Genomic DNA, 16,177 nt, shown 5'->3' on the forward strand with positions numbered 1-16,177 from the left:
ATGTTTTCGAAAGTGTGAACAAGCTATAACAAGATAGCACCCGGGCTTTTTATGTCCGGGTGCCGCTCAGCAGATTTTAATTAGTGTTTGCGCAAAATGACGCTGCCGATGGAGTACCCCGCGCCAAACGAACTGAGTACCGCCAGTGCGCCAGTCGGCAGGTCGTCTTGGTAGGTGTGAAACGCGATGACTGAACCCGCCGAACTGGTGTTGGCGTAAGTGTCGAGAATCACCGGCGCCTCTTGCACCGTAGCTTCGCGGCCCAGCAGCTTCTTCACGATCAAGTGATTCATGCTGAGGTTGGCCTGATGCAGCCAAAAACGCTTGATATCACCAACGTTCAGATTGTTTTCCTGCAGATGGGTAGCGATCAGCTCAGCGACCATGGGGCACACGTCGCGGAACACTTTGCGGCCTTCCTGCACAAACAGCTTGTCTGGCGCACCAATCCCTTCTTCCGCTGCCCGGTTGAGGAAGCCAAAGTTGTTGCGAATGGTGTTGGAGAATTTGGTCAACAGTTTGGTGCTGACAATATCGAACTGGTGGGGCGAAGTTGCCAGATCGGCTCGCTCAACCAGTACGGCAGTCGCCCCATCGCCAAAAATAAAGTGGCTGTCGCGGTCGCGAAAATTCAAATGACCTGTGCAGATTTCCGGGCTGATCACCAATATTGCACGGGCCTGACCCAGTTGCACGGTGTTGCACGCTTGTTGGATGCCGAACGTAGCTGAGGAACAGGCCACGTTCATATCGAAGCCGAAACCGTGAACACCCAGCGCTTCCTGAATTTCGATGGAGATCGCCGGGTAAGCACGTTGCAGGTTGGAGCAAGCAACGATCACACCGTCGATATCAGCAGCGGTCTTGCCAGCGCGCTGGAGCGCTTGTTCGGCGGCAGCGACACCCATCTGACAGAGGATTGACCACTCGTCATTGGAGCGTTCCGGCAATCGCGGGGCCATACGTTTTGGGTCGAGAATACCTTCCTTGTCCATAACGAAGCGACTTTTGATACCGGACGCCTTCTCGATGAAGGCCGCGTTAGACTCAGTCAAGGCTTGCAAGTCGCCACTTTCGATTGCGGCCGCGTTCTCGGAATTAAACAGTGCAACATAGGCATTAAACGACTGCACCAGCTCATCGTTGGAAATGCTGTTGGCTGGGGTAAAAAGACCAGTGCCACTGATGACGACGTTATACACGGTCGTTCCTCTCTTATTTGATCGTCGCGGACAACGACCTGCGGGTCATGAGCACTGGCACCAACGTACCAATGCAGAAATTAGGCGCGAAGTGTGCCATAACGGGCCGATTTCCGCGCTATCGAGGCGCATTAATGGCACAAAGTCCCCGACACCTATCAACTGTCGACCTGGCCCCACTGCTTGCTCAGTCGCTTATCGGAAATCGGCACTTTAGTGCCCAGTTGCTGAGCGAACAGCGACACCCGATATTCCTCCATCCACCAGCGATAGATCACCAACTCATCGTCACGTTTACCTTCCTGTGCATGCTTTCTGGCGCGGGTTTGATACTGGTCCCATAGCCCTGCGAGCTCGCCACTCCAGACGCGGTCTTTCTGCGCCTGAGTGGAAAGTTTTTCCAGGCGCATTTCGACGGACTTCAAATAACGCGGCAATTCCTTTAGCCACTGCATAGGGGTCTCGCGGACAAAGCCTGGATACACCAGATGACTCAGCTGGGATTTGATGTCATTGAGCGCCACGGCTTGGGCCAAGTCGATCTTGCCCTTGAAGCGCTTCTGCAAACCGTGCCACAGGGTCAGGATCTCCAGCGTCAGCTTCGCCAAACGCTCGGCGTGCTCGGTCCAGCCGCCGCGTTTGCGTTCTGCCAACCCTGCCAGCCCGGCACCATCGCGGGGCAGGTTGGCTTCGCCGTCAAGAATGCAGCTGTCGAGACTGGCGAGCAGAATGTCCTCAATCAAGCCATCGACCCGGCCTAGATCCCGATGCAGCAGCGCCAACTCGGTTTGTCCCGGCAACTTGCCGCGCAGAAATTTGGCCGGTTCGGCGAGCTGCTGTAGCAACAACCGCTGCAGGGCGCGGCGGTGTTGGAATTCGGCTTCGGCAGGTGTTGAGAACCGCCCTTCTTTGACCGTGCCCGACTCTTCAACCAACGCGGGGTAGACCGTCATCGACAGCCCGGCAATGTTCTGCTGAGTTTTTTGCGCTACCGGGGCGAAGACCTTGGCTTCCACCGGGAGCTGACTTTTGGCTGTCTGCGGCACGGCAAGCGCGGCTTGGCTGGCTTCGGCGAAGCGTGCCGTCAAGGCATCCAGTTCACGCCCTTCACCGAGGAATTTACCGTTGCCGTCGAGGATTTCCAGATTCATCTTCAGATGGTTTTCGAGCTGCTGAGCCGCCTCGCCCCACGCTTCGTCCGCCACCCGTGCGCCAGTCATGCGCAGCAATTCGCGGCCTAACGCTTGGGGCAACGAACCTTCGCCGAAGGTAATGCGCTCCAGCGCAGCCTTAATGAAGTCCGGCACCGGCACGAAATTTTTGCGGGTGGCTTTGGGCAGGTTGCGCACCAGTGCAATGCACTTGGTTTCCAGCAACCCCGGCACCAACCACTCCAGCCGCTCGGCGGGCAACATCGGCAGTAGCGGCGCAGGAACGCGCAACGTTACGCCGTCTCGGGGGTGGTTCGGCTCAAAGTGGTAACTCAACGCCAGTGTCAGGTCACCCAACCGCAGCGTGTCCGGGTAATACGCCGCTGTGATTTCGCTGGCTTCGCGGGCCAGCACGTCTTCCTCGCGCATGATCAATAGCTGAGGATTTTTTTGGCTTTCAACCTTGTACCAACTGTCGAAGGTCGCGGTTTGATGAATCTCTGCTGGAACACGTGCCTCGTAGAAGCTGAACAGCGTGTCTTCGTCGGCCAAGATGTCACGGCGACGGGCCTTGGCTTCCAACTCGTCAAGGGTCTCCAGCAGTCTGGTGTTGGCGGTCAGGCACTTGGCGCGAGATAGAATTTCACCGCGCACCAGGCCTTCGCGAATGAACAATTCCCGTGAAACCGCAGGGTCGATCGGGCCGTAGTGCACCGGCCGCCGAGCGACCACGATCAGGCCGAACAAGGTAATTTGCTCGAACGCGACCACCTGCCCGCGCTTTTTCTCCCAATGCGGCTCGAAATGATTTTTCTTGATCAAATGCCCGGCCAGCGGCTCGATCCAGTCCGCATCGATCTTGGCTACCATGCGCGCATACAACTTGGTGGTCTCGACCAACTCAGCGGCCATCAGCCATTGCGGGCGCTTCTTGCCCAACCCGGACGAGGGGTGAATCCAGAAACGCCGTTGCCGGGCGCCAAGGTAGTCACCCTCTTCGGCTTTCTGCCCGATCTGACTGAGCAAACCGGAGAGCACTGCCTTGTGCAGCTTGGCGTAATCGGCCGGTTCTTTGTTGACCGTGAGCTGCAAGTCGCGGCAGATCAGGCTCAACTGCCGATGAGAGTCGCGCCACTCGCGCAGGCGCAAGTAGTTCAGGAAGTTTTTTCGGCACCAGTTGCGTAGCGGGCTGGCGGTCAAGGCCAGGCGCTGCTCTTCAAAGCCGCGCCATAGATTGACCAGCCCGGCAAAGTCGGAATCGATGTCTTTCCATTGCGCATGGGCCTGATCGGCCGCCTGCTGCCGCTCAGGCGGACGTTCGCGGACGTCTTGCACGGACATAGCGCTGGCGACGATCAATATCTCTTGCAAGCTGCCTTGGTGGGCGGCTTCGAGCAACATGCGACCCATGCGCGGGTCCACCGGCAACCGCGCCAACTGGCGACCCAGCGGCGTCAGCTGGTTGTCGCGGTTGACCGCTGACAGCTCTTGCAGCAGGTTGAAACCGTCGGTAATGGCTTTGCCGTCAGGGGGTTCAATGAACGGGAAGTCGGTGATCTCGCCCAGACGCAAATGCAGCATTTGCAGGATCACGGCGGCGAGGTTGGTCCGCAAGATTTCCGGATCGGTGAATTGCGGCCGACCGTTGAAATCTTCTTCGCTGTACAAGCGTACGCACAAACCCGGCTCGACCCGGCCGCAACGGCCTTTGCGCTGGTTGGCGCTGGCCTGGGAAACGGCCTCGATCGGCAAGCGCTGAACTTTGGAGCGATAGCTGTAGCGACTGATCCGCGCTGTACCGCTGTCAATCACGTAACGAATGCCTGGCACGGTCAGCGAAGTTTCGGCCACGTTGGTCGCCAACACCACACGACGCCCCGGATGGGACTGAAATATTCGCTGTTGCTCGGCCGGCGACAGGCGTGCGTACAACGGCAAAATCTCGGTGTGGCGCAGTTGCGCCTTGCGCAGCATTTCTGCCGCGTCGCGGATTTCTCGCTCTCCGGGCAAAAATACCAGTACGTCGCCGGGACTTTTGCGCTCGCTGCGTTCGAAGTCTGCCAGCTCTTCCAGAGTCGCCAGAATCGCCTGATCGACAGTCAGGTCATCTTCAATCGCATTACCCTCCTCGTCCTGTTGCGAGGTCAGGGGGCGATACCAGGTGTCCACTGGGAACGTACGGCCAGAGACTTCGACAATCGGTGCATTGTCGAAATGCTCGGAGAAGCGCTGCAAGTCGATGGTCGCCGAGGTAATGATCAGCTTCAGGTCCGGGCGGCGCGGCAATAGGGTTTTCAAGTAGCCCAGCAAAAAATCGATGTTCAGGCTACGTTCGTGGGCTTCGTCGACGATGATCGTGTCGTAACGTTCCAGGTAGCGATCGTGCTGGGTTTCGGCCAGCAGGATGCCGTCGGTCATCAACTTGATCAGGGTGTTGCTGTCGCTTTGGTCTTCGAAACGGACCTGATAACCCACCAACGCGCCCAAGGGCGTACCGAGTTCTTCGGCCACCCGGCTGGCGACGCTGCGGGCGGCAATCCGACGCGGCTGTGTATGCCCAATCAAGCCATGCTGGCCGCGACCGATTTCCAGGCAAATCTTCGGCAACTGGGTGGTCTTACCCGAACCGGTTTCGCCGGCAATGATCAACACCTGATGCTTGAGCAGCGCCGCCTTGATTTCATCGCGCTTGGCGGCAATCGGTAGGCTGTCGTCATACCGAATCACCGGCAGACTTTCACGCCGCGCCGTGACCTGGGCGATAGAAGCTTGCGCACGCCCGGCCCATTGCGCCAGCTTGAGGTCATCAGGCTTCTTGCGCAGCTCATGCAACTGACGGCGCAAGCGATGACGATCAGAAATCATCGCGTGGTCGAGGTTTTTAAACAGTTGGTCGATAGAAGGCGATTCGTCGGTCATCAGGTGCGCAAAGTCTTTTGATGGTGCAAAGGCGAGGATTGTCGCAGATTTGAGGGGAGCAATGCAGTACGTCGCCGCGCTGTCGCGTTGCATGCAGTGGTTGGGAGAGCGGCGGCCTCGTTCGCGGGAGTTGCACGCATCTATAGAGGAATATTTGAAATTTGCAATGACCGCTCTTGGTCTACGGGCTTGCTCAGCTCCGACTTCTCGGCGACCGGCATGCTTTGCGCGATTGCGAACGCAATCTCAAATACCGTAAACCCAAGAATTAGAAAGCTTGCGCCGCTGGCGACCGCAAAGAGCTGCCATACAGCGAAGAGGATTCTGGTCAACACATCGTAGAGCCCCACCGTGCGGCTCGGATGCCTGAGGCGCCATAGCGACCAGATGACCACGACACTGCCCAGTAAGTTGGCAAAGAGCATCGCCGTGACGTCCAGCGTCGGCACCGAACGGTCGAGTGCCAAGGCCTCTGATAACGTTGCGAAGCCTTTGAGGCAAAGCGACGCCGTCCAGGGTGTAATGAAAGCCGTGGTGGCTATCAGGTCGTACCAGGCGCTAGCCCGAACGATGTTCAGATTTTGATTTGCGTTGATCATGGTCATCCCTCACAGTTTGGACCCGTAGGTTAAAGCCTGGAGTTAGGTCCAGAGTCAATGCGAGCATTTATGAGCATGAAAATTGGAGAGGTCGCAAAGCGCACGGGCGTTTCCTTAGACGCATTACGGTTTTATGAAGAGAAGGGGTTGATCCAGCCTCGGCGAACCGCGAATGGCTACCGACTATACTCGCAGGAAACTCTACAGCTGCTGGGGTATATCAAGCTGGCGCAACAGCTCGGTTTTTCCTTGGCGGAGATTGGCAAGAATATGCCGTTGCTTTGGAGCGACGAAGGTGCGTCCAAAGACCTGTTGGGGAAGTTGTTTGCGCAGAAAATCGCGTTGCTGGATGAGCGTGTCGCTCAAATCCAGGCTCTGCGCAATGCGCTAGCCGAACGGGCGGTGCAGGTATGTCCCCTGCTCGGTAACGGCATGAACAACGTGTCTTGAGCCCAAAGACACCAGCATGGCCACAATAGCCAAACTGGTTTCGCTAGCAAGTCAACGAAAAGCGCCAACATAGCAGTCAGTGCTTGTAAGTCAGGCTTTTTTATTTCACCTGTCCCACTATGTGCCATTAGGGTCAAACGCCCTCTGGTGGGGTTTTTGAGTACATATACTCCAATTGGACCGGTCGGTTAACAGAGGTACATGGGTTTCCCTATTTGAATATCCTCACCGCTACAGACCTCATTGGCAGCGCTTGGGGGTGTAAAGTCTAGACCTTACTTGGTCAAACCCAACTTTTTCAGTTCTTCAGCACGTAGTTCGCGACGCAGGATTTTGCCGACGTTTGTAGTCGGTAGTACGTCGCGAAATTCCAGCATTCTCGGCACTTTGTATGCAGTGACGTTGGCACGCATGTGCTCCGTAACCTGCTCTTTGGTCAGGCTCATGCCTGGCTTGACGACGATGAACATCTTGATCGCCTCGCCCGATTTTTCATCAGGTATACCAATGGCAGCGCACTGCAAGACCCCGGGCAGAAGGGCCAGCACGTCTTCCAGTTCGTTGGGGTAAACATTGAAACCGGAGATTAAAATCATGTCTTTTTTACGATCGACTATGCGCAGGTAGCCGTCCGGTTGGATGATCGCGATGTCACCGGTCTTCAGCCAACCGTCAGCGTCAAGCATTTCATCCGTAGCTTCTTTGCGCTGCCAATAACCCTTCATCACTTGCGGGCCTTTGACGCACAATTCACCAGTGGCACCCAGCGCCAGTTCGTTGCCGGCATCATCAATCACCTTGCACAGCGTTGATGGCACTGGAATACCGATGGTGCCAATCTGGATTTTCTGAATCGGATTGACCGTCGCCACCGGGCTGGTTTCAGTCATGCCATAACCTTCGCAAATCTCGCATCCGGTCACTTCCTTCCAACGCTCAGCCGCTGCTGATTGCAAGGCCATACCGCCAGACAAAGTGACTTTCAATGCGCAGAAGTCCAGCTTGCGAAACTCTTCGCTGTGACACAGGGCTACGAAGAGGGTATTAAGGCCAACGAATCCGCTGAACTTCCACTTTGACAGTTCCTTGACCATCGCCGACAGATCGCGCGGGTTGCTGATCAGGATGTTGTGATTGCCGATGAGCATCATCGCCATGCAATGAAAAGTGAACGCATAGATGTGGTAAAGCGGAAGCGGCGTAATCAGAATCTCGCAACCTTCGTTGAGGTTGGAGCCCATCAACGCCTTGCATTGCAGCATGTTCGCAATCAAGTTGCGGTGCGTCAGCATCGCGCCTTTAGCCACGCCAGTGGTACCGCCGGTGTATTGCAACACGGCAACATCATTAGCAGCAGGTGAGGCATCTTTAACCCGTAGGCCACGGCCCTTGCTCAGCACATCGTTGAATTTGATCGCCTTAGGCAAGTAGTACGCCGGGACCATTTTCTTCACGTACTTGATAACGCAGTTGATCAGCAGCCGTTTGAGTGGCGGCAACAGGTCAGCCACTTCGGTGATGATGACGTATTCGATTTTGGTCTTGGGCAGTACAGTCTCGGCCAGATGCGCCATGTTCGCCAAACACACCAACGCCTTGGCGCCAGAGTCGTTGAACTGGTGCTCCATCTCCCGCGCAGTGTAAAGCGGATTGGTGTTTACCACGATCAAGCCGGCGCGGATGGCTCCAAACACAGCGATCGGGTATTGCAACAGATTGGGCAGTTGCAAGGCGATACGATCACCTGGCTGTAGCGAGGTGTGCTGCTGCAGGTAGGCGGCAAACGCACCGGACAATTGGTACAGCTCACCGTATGTGATCGTCTTGCCTAAATTGCTGAAAGCGGGTTTGTCGGCGAACCGTTGGCATGACTGTTCCAACACCGCCTGGATGTTTGGATACTCGTCAGGATTGATCTGGGCAGCAATGCCAGACGGGTATTTATCCTTCCAAAAATTTTCGATCATGGAAGCCGACTCCTCAACGACAGCGAATTCTACACACCGCTTTAATGCAGTGATTTTTTGTTTGGGTTACAGGTTTTTTTGCTTACGGATAGGTCAAAAAGCGGGCCGAGAGTACCAGCTTTGCCAGGTGCCGCCTAGAGCCAAGTCAGGCCCGCACAGTCATAAAAGTGACCGATGATCATGTATCGGTCACATTTAGATCGGATGGTTTGTTAGGTATACGGGAGGATTACATAGCATCAAAAAAGAGATCATTGCATTAAAACTGCTCCCTAAGGCCGTTCTTATCCCATGGGAGCAGCGCACAGACCAATACTTTAAGCGAAGGGATGAATCAGGCGATATCCCGAAGCTCTCGGCGCAGGATCTTTCCTACTGGCGTCATGGGCAATGACTCACGTAACACAATTTGCTTTGGCACCTTATAACCGGTGAAATTTTCTTTGCAGTAAGCTTTCAGTTCCTCAATGCTGACGCCCATCTCTCGGGCCACTACGAATAATTTCACCGCCTCACCGGTGCGGTCATCCGGAATACCAATGACTGCGCAGTTGGCGACTTTCGGGTGAGCCATTACCACATCTTCGATTTCATTCGGGTACACATTGAAGCCCGAGACAATGATCATGTCTTTCTTGCGATCAACAATGCGCACAAATCCGTCCAATTCGATGACCGCGATGTCACCGGTTTTTAACCAACCTTCAGCGTCAAATACCTCAGCAGTAGCGTCGGCACGATGCCAATAGCCCTTCATCACCTGCGGACCTTTGATGCACAGTTCGCCGCGCTCACCCAAGCCCAACTCTAATCCGCTGTCATCGATGACTTTAAATGCAGTGCCAGGCACTGGAAAACCGACCGTACCCAACCGGGCCTTGTCACCATGCGGGTTAGTCGAGGCAACTGGAGAAGTTTCGGTCAAGCCATAACCTTCAACGATCCCGCACCCGGTCAATTGCTGCCAGCGTTCGGCGGTGGCCTTGACCAGCGCGGTGCCCCCTGAGTTGGTTAACTTCAAGTTGGAGAAGTCCAGGTTCTTAAATTCAGGGTGATCCATTAGCGCCACGAACAGCGTATTCAGCCCGATCACCGCCGAGAAACGCCAGTTCTTCAGTTCTTTGATAAAGCCACCAATGTCCCGCGGATTGGTGATCAGCACGTTGTGATTGCCGGTAACCATCATGCACATGCAGTTCGCTGTAAAAGCGTAGATGTGATAAAGCGGCAGCGGCGCAATCATTACCTCTTGGCCTTCCTTGAACATCGGGGCGCCATCTGGCCCGTGCTGCAAGAAGCAGGCATGCACCTGCTGCATGTTCGCGACCAAATTGCCATGACTGAGCATTGCGCCTTTTGGCAAACCGGTGGTACCCCCGGTGTACTGCAGCACGGCGATGTCGTCGAGGCTGCGCTTGACGCTTTTTAGCGGGTGACCACGCCCTAGTTTCAGCACACTTTTAAACGAGATGGCCTGAGGCAGATTAAACGCCGGGACCATTTTCTTGACCTTATCGACGATGGTATTGACCAACCAGCCTTTAGCCGCCGATTGCATATCGCCCATTTTCACTTCGATCAGGTACTGAATGTCGGTATCGGGCAGCACTTCCTGCACCAGCTTGCCGAAAATATTCAGGTAGACCAGCGCCCGAGCGCCTGAATCCTTGAACTGAAGGCGCATCTCACGGGCGGTGTAGAGCGGATTGGTGTTAACCACAATCAGCCCGGCACGTAGCGCACCGAATACGGCGATGGGGTATTGCAGCAAGTTAGGCATTTGCACGGCAATGCGATCGCCGGGCTGCAGATCAGTCTGCTGTTGCAGGTAAGCGGTGAAGGCGGCCGAGTGACGCTCAAGCTCGGCATACGTCATTGTGACCCCCATATTGCTGAAAGCCGGACGGTCCGCAAACTTCTTGCAACAACGTTCGAACACCTCGACCACCGATTTGTAGGCGTTTAGGTCTATCTCAGGCAGCACGCCGGCGGGGCGTTTATCGTTCCAGAAATCAGGTTGCATTGTTTTTTTGTCCTCTTACCTGAGTATGTCTGGCCCGCCGTATTCAAGCGCGGGGCTTGCCGGACGTTAGCAGTTAACGCCAACAAGGCAAATAGCCGGCGGCGCGTCATCAACCGCGTGAATCTTGCAGGTGATCGGACTGCGAATTGTCCATCAGCCTACACTGCTCAATAGCTGTCACTTGAGGCATAAGGAATCGCCATGAACCACACTGCTTTCTGGCTTGACGCCAGTGACCATAGCCGACTCTACATAAATCACTGGCATCCGCAGCTCGCTCCCAAAGCGGTGGTAATGTTGTCTCACGGCATGGCCGAGCACAGTGGCCGCTATGCGCGGTTGGGCCAAGCGTTGAGCGCCAAAGGTTTCGCACTCTTTGCGCCCGACCAGCGCGGCCATGGCGAAACGTCCGCCCACGGCACCTTGGGGCACTACGCCGATGACCAAGGTTGGAGCAAAGTGGTCGGCGATTTAGCGAGCCTGAACCAATACATTCGACAAAAACACCCTGGGGTGCCGATCTTCCTGATGGGCCACAGCATGGGCAGCTATATTGCTCAGGCTTATCTGCTGCACCACAGCACCAGCCTGCAGGGGGCAATTCTCAGTGGATCGAACTTTCAGCCGGTAGCGCTCTATCGCAGCGCCAGCCTGCTTGCTCGGATTGAGCGCTGGCGCCAAGGTGGTATGGGACGCAGCGCCCTGATTGAATGGTTGGCGTTTGGCGCATTTAATAAGAAATTCAAGCCCACGCGCACGACTTTTGATTGGCTGACCCGCGACTTCGTAGAAGTTGACCACTACATTAATGACCCGTTATGTGGCTTTCGCTGCACCAACCAGCTCTGGATCGACATGCTGGCGGGCCTCCAACAAATCAGTAAACCGGGAAATCTCGCGCAAATCGATCCCAACCTTCCGCTTCTTATAATAGGTGGCGAATGTGATCCGGTGAGCGAGGGCAAGCGTCTCAAAGACCTTGCGCACGCCTTGAGCCATGCGGGCCACCGTATGTTGCAGTTGAACATTTACCCACAGGCCCGCCATGAACTACTTAATGAAACCAACCGGGACGAAGTCACTCGTGATTTACTCGCATGGCTCGATCAAGCGCTGGCCTATCCTCGACCACCGCACGTTGAATAAACCAGGCTTCACCTTATCAACACGCTGATCGTCAATTATCACGCCACAGGAACACTTATGACCCAAGTTACCAACACCCCTTACGAAGCGCTCGAAGTCGGCCAGACCGCCAGCTTTAGCAAAACCGTTGAGGAGCGCGACATCCAACTTTTTGCTGCCATGTCAGGCGATCACAACCCGGTGCATCTTGATCCTGAGTTTGCCGCGCAGACGATGTTCAAAGAGCGTATCGCCCATGGGATGTTCAGCGGAGCGTTGATCAGCGCTGCGGTGGCCTGCGAGTTGCCAGGACCGGGGACTATTTATATTGGCCAGCAAATGAGTTTTCAAAAGCCGGTGAAGATTGGTGACACACTCACCGTACGCCTGGAAATTCTGGAAAAACTGCCAAAGTTTCGTGTACGTATCGCGACTCGCGTATTCAACCAGCGTGATGAATTAGTGGTAGACGGCGAAGCCGAGATCCTTGCGCCCCGCAAGCAACAGACAGTCACACTACCGACGCTGCCAGCCATTACCATTGGTTGATTAGCGCTATGTACTGACACCTGTGCAGGCTGTGCAGCCTGCGTGGGACCGAATTTATTCGGGAAGAATACGACGCGGTTTGTCAGGCCAACAGCGTCACGGCGTTCGCGAATGAATTCGCTCCCACAAAACACTTTCACTTTTCAGCAAACGAAAAAAAGGCGACCGAAGTCGCCCAAAGTGCCTTGCGTGCTCGTGTACCGGACCGACCCCAGCGTTATTTACGCTTTTTTGAATCCTTCCAGATAAATAGTCCAAACCCTGCGAAAAACAGAACCATCAAGCCGACGGTACAGACACCCGCGACAACCACATTATCGAGAAACATAACCGCCCCCCCTGATGAACTCTGTTCGATAGGGCAAGGTTAACCAGGGTGTTGGGGGGAGAAGTTGACGCAGATCAACGGCGACCACTGCAGGTCGGGACGCACAGCGATTAACTGATCTGCATCAAAAAACAGGGCTGGGGAAGCGGGCAATCAAGGCTTTTTCGGTTTGCCTTTAGGTTTTTTCTTACCTTTGCCCATAGGCAAAGCTTGCTCAAAAGCCTGACGGACTTCATTCAAACGCTTGTCGTTCAGGTCGTGTGTACGCTTAGCGCGCTCGGCGCCCAGGTCGATCAATTTATCGTCTTCGCTCATGGCCTATACGTCGTGAACACGGGAGTGCTGACAATAATGCGGGCAGACGACGGCCGTGACTAGCGATGAACGACATTGTCACGCGACAAAATGTTGTCGACCGCTGAACTGCCGCGCTCTACTGAGCGAATCAAACCTCAACGTCCACCCATAATCCCTGCCTCGGTTCATCATCAATCAACGGTACAACCGGCACCGTGTTATCAGCGTTCAGCAAATCTCCCGGCTCGGCCAAGTGGTCCTGCGGATTTTGCGGCTCTTGGCGGCGTTTTTCCTGGCGACGCCGCTGCTCTTCACGCAGCATCAGCGTGCTTTGCTCAGGGTCACGATTGCGCAGATCAATGGTGCTCTCGTTGGATGGCGGTTGCACGGGGACCACAGGTGGAATATCAGGCCGTTGCTTGACCGGATCGAGCTGCGAGGTCACGGGGACGACGCTCAGCGGAAGCATGGGTGGCAGCATGAATTTGATCTCCTGTGGCAGGCTGTCGGCTGCCGGTTCGTCGACTTGAGACCCCGGGCACGAAACTTTCGACTATGTTCTTGCCAGCAAGTGCCTGGGCAACCAAATCAACAGCACATATCTAATGAATACGGCCGTTTTAACGGTGCCCTTTGGTTTGAGTGACATGATCCGTTAATATAGTCGGCTTTTTCACGGCGGGAGTCAGGCAGCATGGCGCAGCAGTATCAACCGGGGCAACGCTGGATTAGTGACAGCGAAGCTGAGCTGGGTTTAGGCACCGTTCTGGCACAGGACGGCCGCTTGTTGACCGTGCTCTATCCGGCCACTGGCGACACTCGCCAGTATGCGCTGCGTAATGCACCGCTCACTCGCGTACGCTTTTCCCCCGGCGACACGATTACCCACTTTGAAAACTGGAAAATGACCGTCCGTGAAGTCGAAGACGTCGACGGTCTGCTGGTCTATCACGGACTCAACGCTCAGAACGAAGCCGTTACGCTGCCGGAAACCCAGCTGTCGAACTTCATTCAGTTCCGTCTGGCCACCGATCGCCTGTTTGCCGGACAGATCGACCCACTGCCGTGGTTCTCCCTGCGCTATCACACCCTTGAACACACCAGCCGCCAATTGCAGTCCTCACTGTGGGGATTGGGCGGCGTTCGTGCGCAACCTATCGCGCACCAACTGCATATAGCTCGCGAAGTCGCTGACCGAATAGCCCCGCGGGTGCTGCTGGCCGACGAGGTAGGCTTGGGTAAAACCATTGAAGCCGGCCTGATCATCCACCGCCAGATGCTGTCTGGCCGGGCAAATCGGGTATTGATTTTGGTGCCGGAAAACCTTCAGCACCAATGGCTGGTCGAGATGCGCCGTCGTTTCAACCTTCAAGTGGCGCTGTTTGACGCCGAACGTTTCATCGAAAGCGATGCCAGTAACCCGTTTGAAGACACCCAGTTGGCATTGGTCGCACTGGAATGGCTTGTCGATGATGAAAAAGCTCAGGACGCGCTGTTTGCTGCGGGCTGGGATCTGTTGGTGGTTGACGAAGCCCACCACCTGGTATGGCACGAAAAGCAAGCAAGCCCGGAATATCTGCTGGTAGAGCAACTGGCTGAAGTCATCCCTGGCGTGTTGCTGTTGACTGCGACCCCCGAGCAACTTGGTCAAGACAGCCACTTCGCCCGCTTGCGCCTGCTGGACCCCAACCGGTTCCACGATCTGCACGCGTTCCGTGCCGAGAGCGAGAACTATCGCCCGGTGGCTGAGGCTGTTCAGGAGTTGTTGGATAAGGGCCGGCTTTCGCCTCAAGCCCACAAAACCATTCACGGCTTTCTCGGTGAAGCGGGCGAAGCGCTGCTGGCGGCTGTCAACGATGGCGACACCGAAGCCAGCGCGCGACTGATACGTGAACTGCTCGACCGTCACGGCACAGGCCGCGTGCTGTTCCGTAATACTCGGGCGGCAGTACAAGGCTTCCCCGAGCGTAAACTGCACCCCTATGCCCTGCCCTGCCCGGTTCAATACCTGGAGTTGCCGGTTGGCGAACATGCCGACCTGTACCCGGAAGTCAGCTTCCAGTCGCAGCCCGACCTCGCCGAAGAACAACGCTGGTGGCGCTTCGACCCGCGTGTCGATTGGCTGATCGACACGCTGAAAATGCTCAAGCGTGTCAAGGTGCTGGTGATCTGCGCTCATGCCGAAACCGCGATGGACCTGGAAGACGCCTTGCGAGTGCGCTCCGGCATCCCCGCTACGGTGTTTCACGAAGGCATGAACATTCTTGAGCGTGACCGCGCCGCCGCGTATTTCGCCGATGAAGAGTTCGGTGCGCAAGTGCTGATTTGCTCGGAAATCGGTAGTGAAGGCCGCAACTTCCAGTTCGCCCATCACTTGGTGCTATTCGATCTGCCGGCACACCCGGACCTGCTGGAGCAACGCATTGGCCGCCTCGACCGTATCGGCCAGAAACATATCATCGAACTGCACGTTCCTTATCTGGAAACAAGCCCGCAACAGCGCCTGTTCCAGTGGTACCACGAGGCGCTAAACGCGTTTCTTAACACCTGCCCCACCGGCAACGCCCTGCAACACCGTTTCGGCCCGCGCCTGCTGCCGCTGCTGGAAAGTGGCGACGACACGGAGTGGCAAGCGCTGGTCGACGAAGCCCGCGAAGAACGAGTTCGTCTCGAAGGCGAACTGCACAGCGGCCGCGACCGCTTGCTGGAGTTGAACTCCGGCGGTGCGGGTGAAGGCGAAGCGCTGGTCGAAGATATTCTTGAGCAAGACGACCAATTCGCGTTGCCGATTTACATGGAAACCCTGTTTGACGCGTTCGGCATCGACAGCGAAGACCATTCGGAAAACGCGCTGATCCTGCGCCCTAGCGAAAAGATGCTTGATGCCAGCTTCCCCCTGGGCGACGACGAAGGCGTGACCATTACCTACGACCGCAACCAGGCGCTTGCCCGTGAAGATATGCAGTTCATCACGTGGGAACATCCGATGGTTCAGGGTGGCATGGACCTGGTGCTGTCTGGCTCCATGGGTAACACCGCCGTGGCCTTGATCAAAAACAAGGCGCTGAAGCCCGGCACCGTGCTGCTTGAGCTGTTGTACGTGAGTGAAGTGGTTGCACCGCGTTCGTTGCAGCTGGGCCGCTATCTTCCGCCTGCCGCCCTGCGCTGCTTGTTGGACGCCAATGGCAACGACCTGTCGGGAAGGGTCTCGTTCGTGACCCTGAACGAGCAACTGGAAAGCGTGCCCCGTGCCAGCGCCAACAAGTTCATCCAGTCACAGCGGGATGTACTCAATCCGCAGATCAATGCCGGCGAAGCCAGAATCGCGCCAAAGCATGCTGAACGAGTAGCAGAAGCGCAACGTCGTCTGGCGGCAGATACCGACGAAGAGCTCGCGCGCTTAACCGCATTGCAAGCGGTCAACCCAACCGTACGTGATAGCGAGCTGATCGCCCTGCGCAAACAGCGCGAACAAGGCCTGGCGATGCTCGACAAAGCGGCTTTGCGCCTGGAAGCCATTCGGGTGTTGGTCGCTGGGTGATGGGCTGAAGCGGTGTACCTGACGCG

The 16,177-nt window shown here is 56.1% G+C and carries 12 protein-coding genes; 4 read left to right on the forward strand and 8 right to left on the reverse strand.

The window, feature by feature from the left end:
• Nucleotides 1-80: 80 nt before the first annotated feature.
• The 3 genes from RGW60_RS13615 to RGW60_RS13625 all read right to left on the reverse strand — a co-directional run bounded on the left by RGW60_RS13615 (nt 81) and on the right by RGW60_RS13625 (nt 5,871).
• Complete coding sequence (locus tag RGW60_RS13615) at nt 81-1,202, reverse strand: beta-ketoacyl-ACP synthase III (protein ID WP_322205091.1); 1,122 nt, start codon at nt 1,200-1,202, stop codon at nt 81-83.
• A gap of 158 nt (nt 1,203-1,360) precedes the next feature.
• Nucleotides 1,361-5,272: an ATP-dependent RNA helicase HrpA gene (gene hrpA, locus RGW60_RS13620; protein WP_322205092.1), complete on the reverse strand. Its 3,912-nt coding sequence runs from the start codon at nt 5,270-5,272 to the stop codon at nt 1,361-1,363.
• A 140-nt stretch (nt 5,273-5,412) separates the two neighbouring features.
• Complete coding sequence (locus tag RGW60_RS13625) at nt 5,413-5,871, reverse strand: hypothetical protein (RefSeq protein ID WP_322205093.1); 459 nt, start codon at nt 5,869-5,871, stop codon at nt 5,413-5,415.
• A gap of 69 nt (nt 5,872-5,940) precedes the next feature.
• Between RGW60_RS13625 and RGW60_RS13630 the strand changes: the two genes are divergently transcribed.
• On the forward strand, nt 5,941-6,321 hold the full coding sequence (locus tag RGW60_RS13630; RefSeq protein ID WP_322205094.1) for a MerR family transcriptional regulator: 381 nt from the start codon (nt 5,941-5,943) through the stop codon (nt 6,319-6,321).
• Nucleotides 6,322-6,596: 275 nt separating this feature from the next.
• Here RGW60_RS13630 and fadD1 read toward each other — a convergent pair whose 3' ends face one another.
• Nucleotides 6,597-8,288, reverse strand: a complete 1,692-nt coding sequence (gene fadD1 / locus RGW60_RS13635) for a long-chain-fatty-acid--CoA ligase FadD1 (protein ID WP_322205095.1) — start codon at nt 8,286-8,288, stop codon at nt 6,597-6,599.
• A gap of 334 nt (nt 8,289-8,622) precedes the next feature.
• Nucleotides 8,623-10,311 (reverse strand): long-chain-fatty-acid--CoA ligase FadD2, encoded by a 1,689-nt coding sequence (gene fadD2 / locus RGW60_RS13640; protein WP_322205096.1) that lies wholly within the window; start codon nt 10,309-10,311, stop codon nt 8,623-8,625.
• Nucleotides 10,312-10,512: 201 nt separating this feature from the next.
• Here fadD2 and RGW60_RS13645 point away from each other — a divergent pair, with 201 nt between their 5' ends.
• Together RGW60_RS13645 and RGW60_RS13650 are read left to right on the forward strand one after the other, a co-directional pair.
• Entirely contained in the window at nt 10,513-11,457 is a 945-nt protein-coding gene (locus RGW60_RS13645) for an alpha/beta hydrolase (RefSeq protein WP_322205097.1), read from the forward strand.
• A gap of 57 nt (nt 11,458-11,514) precedes the next feature.
• A complete protein-coding gene (locus RGW60_RS13650) occupies nt 11,515-11,985 on the forward strand; it encodes a MaoC family dehydratase (protein ID WP_322205098.1) in 471 nt (156 codons plus the stop codon).
• Between the two features lie 217 nt (nt 11,986-12,202).
• Here RGW60_RS13650 and ccoM read toward each other — a convergent pair whose 3' ends face one another.
• The 3 genes from ccoM to RGW60_RS13665 all read right to left on the reverse strand — a co-directional run bounded on the left by ccoM (nt 12,203) and on the right by RGW60_RS13665 (nt 13,091).
• Complete coding sequence (gene ccoM / locus RGW60_RS13655; RefSeq protein WP_322205099.1) at nt 12,203-12,313, reverse strand: cytochrome c oxidase subunit CcoM; 111 nt, start codon at nt 12,311-12,313, stop codon at nt 12,203-12,205.
• A gap of 153 nt (nt 12,314-12,466) precedes the next feature.
• The gene (locus RGW60_RS13660; protein WP_322165741.1) at nt 12,467-12,628 is read right to left on the reverse strand and encodes a hypothetical protein; all 162 of its coding nucleotides are present in this window, start codon (nt 12,626-12,628) and stop codon (nt 12,467-12,469) included.
• A 130-nt stretch (nt 12,629-12,758) separates the two neighbouring features.
• A complete protein-coding gene (locus RGW60_RS13665) occupies nt 12,759-13,091 on the reverse strand; it encodes an aspartate-semialdehyde dehydrogenase (protein WP_322205100.1) in 333 nt (110 codons plus the stop codon).
• A gap of 213 nt (nt 13,092-13,304) precedes the next feature.
• Here RGW60_RS13665 and rapA point away from each other — a divergent pair, with 213 nt between their 5' ends.
• Nucleotides 13,305-16,151, forward strand: coding sequence for an RNA polymerase-associated protein RapA (rapA, locus tag RGW60_RS13670; protein WP_322205101.1), 2,847 nt, complete (start codon nt 13,305-13,307; stop codon nt 16,149-16,151).
• Nucleotides 16,152-16,177: the final 26 nt, after the last annotated feature.

Origin of the sequence: Pseudomonas sp. AB6, assembly GCF_034314105.1 — a bacterium.
Lineage (GTDB): Bacteria > Pseudomonadota > Gammaproteobacteria > Pseudomonadales > Pseudomonadaceae > Aquipseudomonas.

What these genes read in the sequence shown, in the direction of transcription:
- hrpA (WP_322205092.1), bottom strand. Translation starts at nt 5,272, where the DNA reads ATGACCGACGAATCGCCTTCTATCGACCAACTGTTTAAAAACCTCGAC.
- RGW60_RS13625 (WP_322205093.1), bottom strand. Translation starts at nt 5,871, where the DNA reads ATGATCAACGCAAATCAAAATCTGAACATCGTTCGGGCTAGCGCCTGG.
- RGW60_RS13630 (WP_322205094.1), top strand. Translation starts at nt 5,941, where the DNA reads ATGAGCATGAAAATTGGAGAGGTCGCAAAGCGCACGGGCGTTTCCTTA.
- fadD1 (WP_322205095.1), bottom strand. Translation starts at nt 8,288, where the DNA reads ATGATCGAAAATTTTTGGAAGGATAAATACCCGTCTGGCATTGCTGCC.
- fadD2 (WP_322205096.1), bottom strand. Translation starts at nt 10,311, where the DNA reads ATGCAACCTGATTTCTGGAACGATAAACGCCCCGCCGGCGTGCTGCCT.
- RGW60_RS13645 (WP_322205097.1), top strand. Translation starts at nt 10,513, where the DNA reads ATGAACCACACTGCTTTCTGGCTTGACGCCAGTGACCATAGCCGACTC.
- RGW60_RS13650 (WP_322205098.1), top strand. Translation starts at nt 11,515, where the DNA reads ATGACCCAAGTTACCAACACCCCTTACGAAGCGCTCGAAGTCGGCCAG.
- ccoM (WP_322205099.1), bottom strand. Translation starts at nt 12,313, where the DNA reads ATGTTTCTCGATAATGTGGTTGTCGCGGGTGTCTGTACCGTCGGCTTG.
- RGW60_RS13660 (WP_322165741.1), bottom strand. Translation starts at nt 12,628, where the DNA reads ATGAGCGAAGACGATAAATTGATCGACCTGGGCGCCGAGCGCGCTAAG.
- RGW60_RS13665 (WP_322205100.1), bottom strand. Translation starts at nt 13,091, where the DNA reads ATGCTGCCACCCATGCTTCCGCTGAGCGTCGTCCCCGTGACCTCGCAG.
- rapA (WP_322205101.1), top strand. Translation starts at nt 13,305, where the DNA reads ATGGCGCAGCAGTATCAACCGGGGCAACGCTGGATTAGTGACAGCGAA.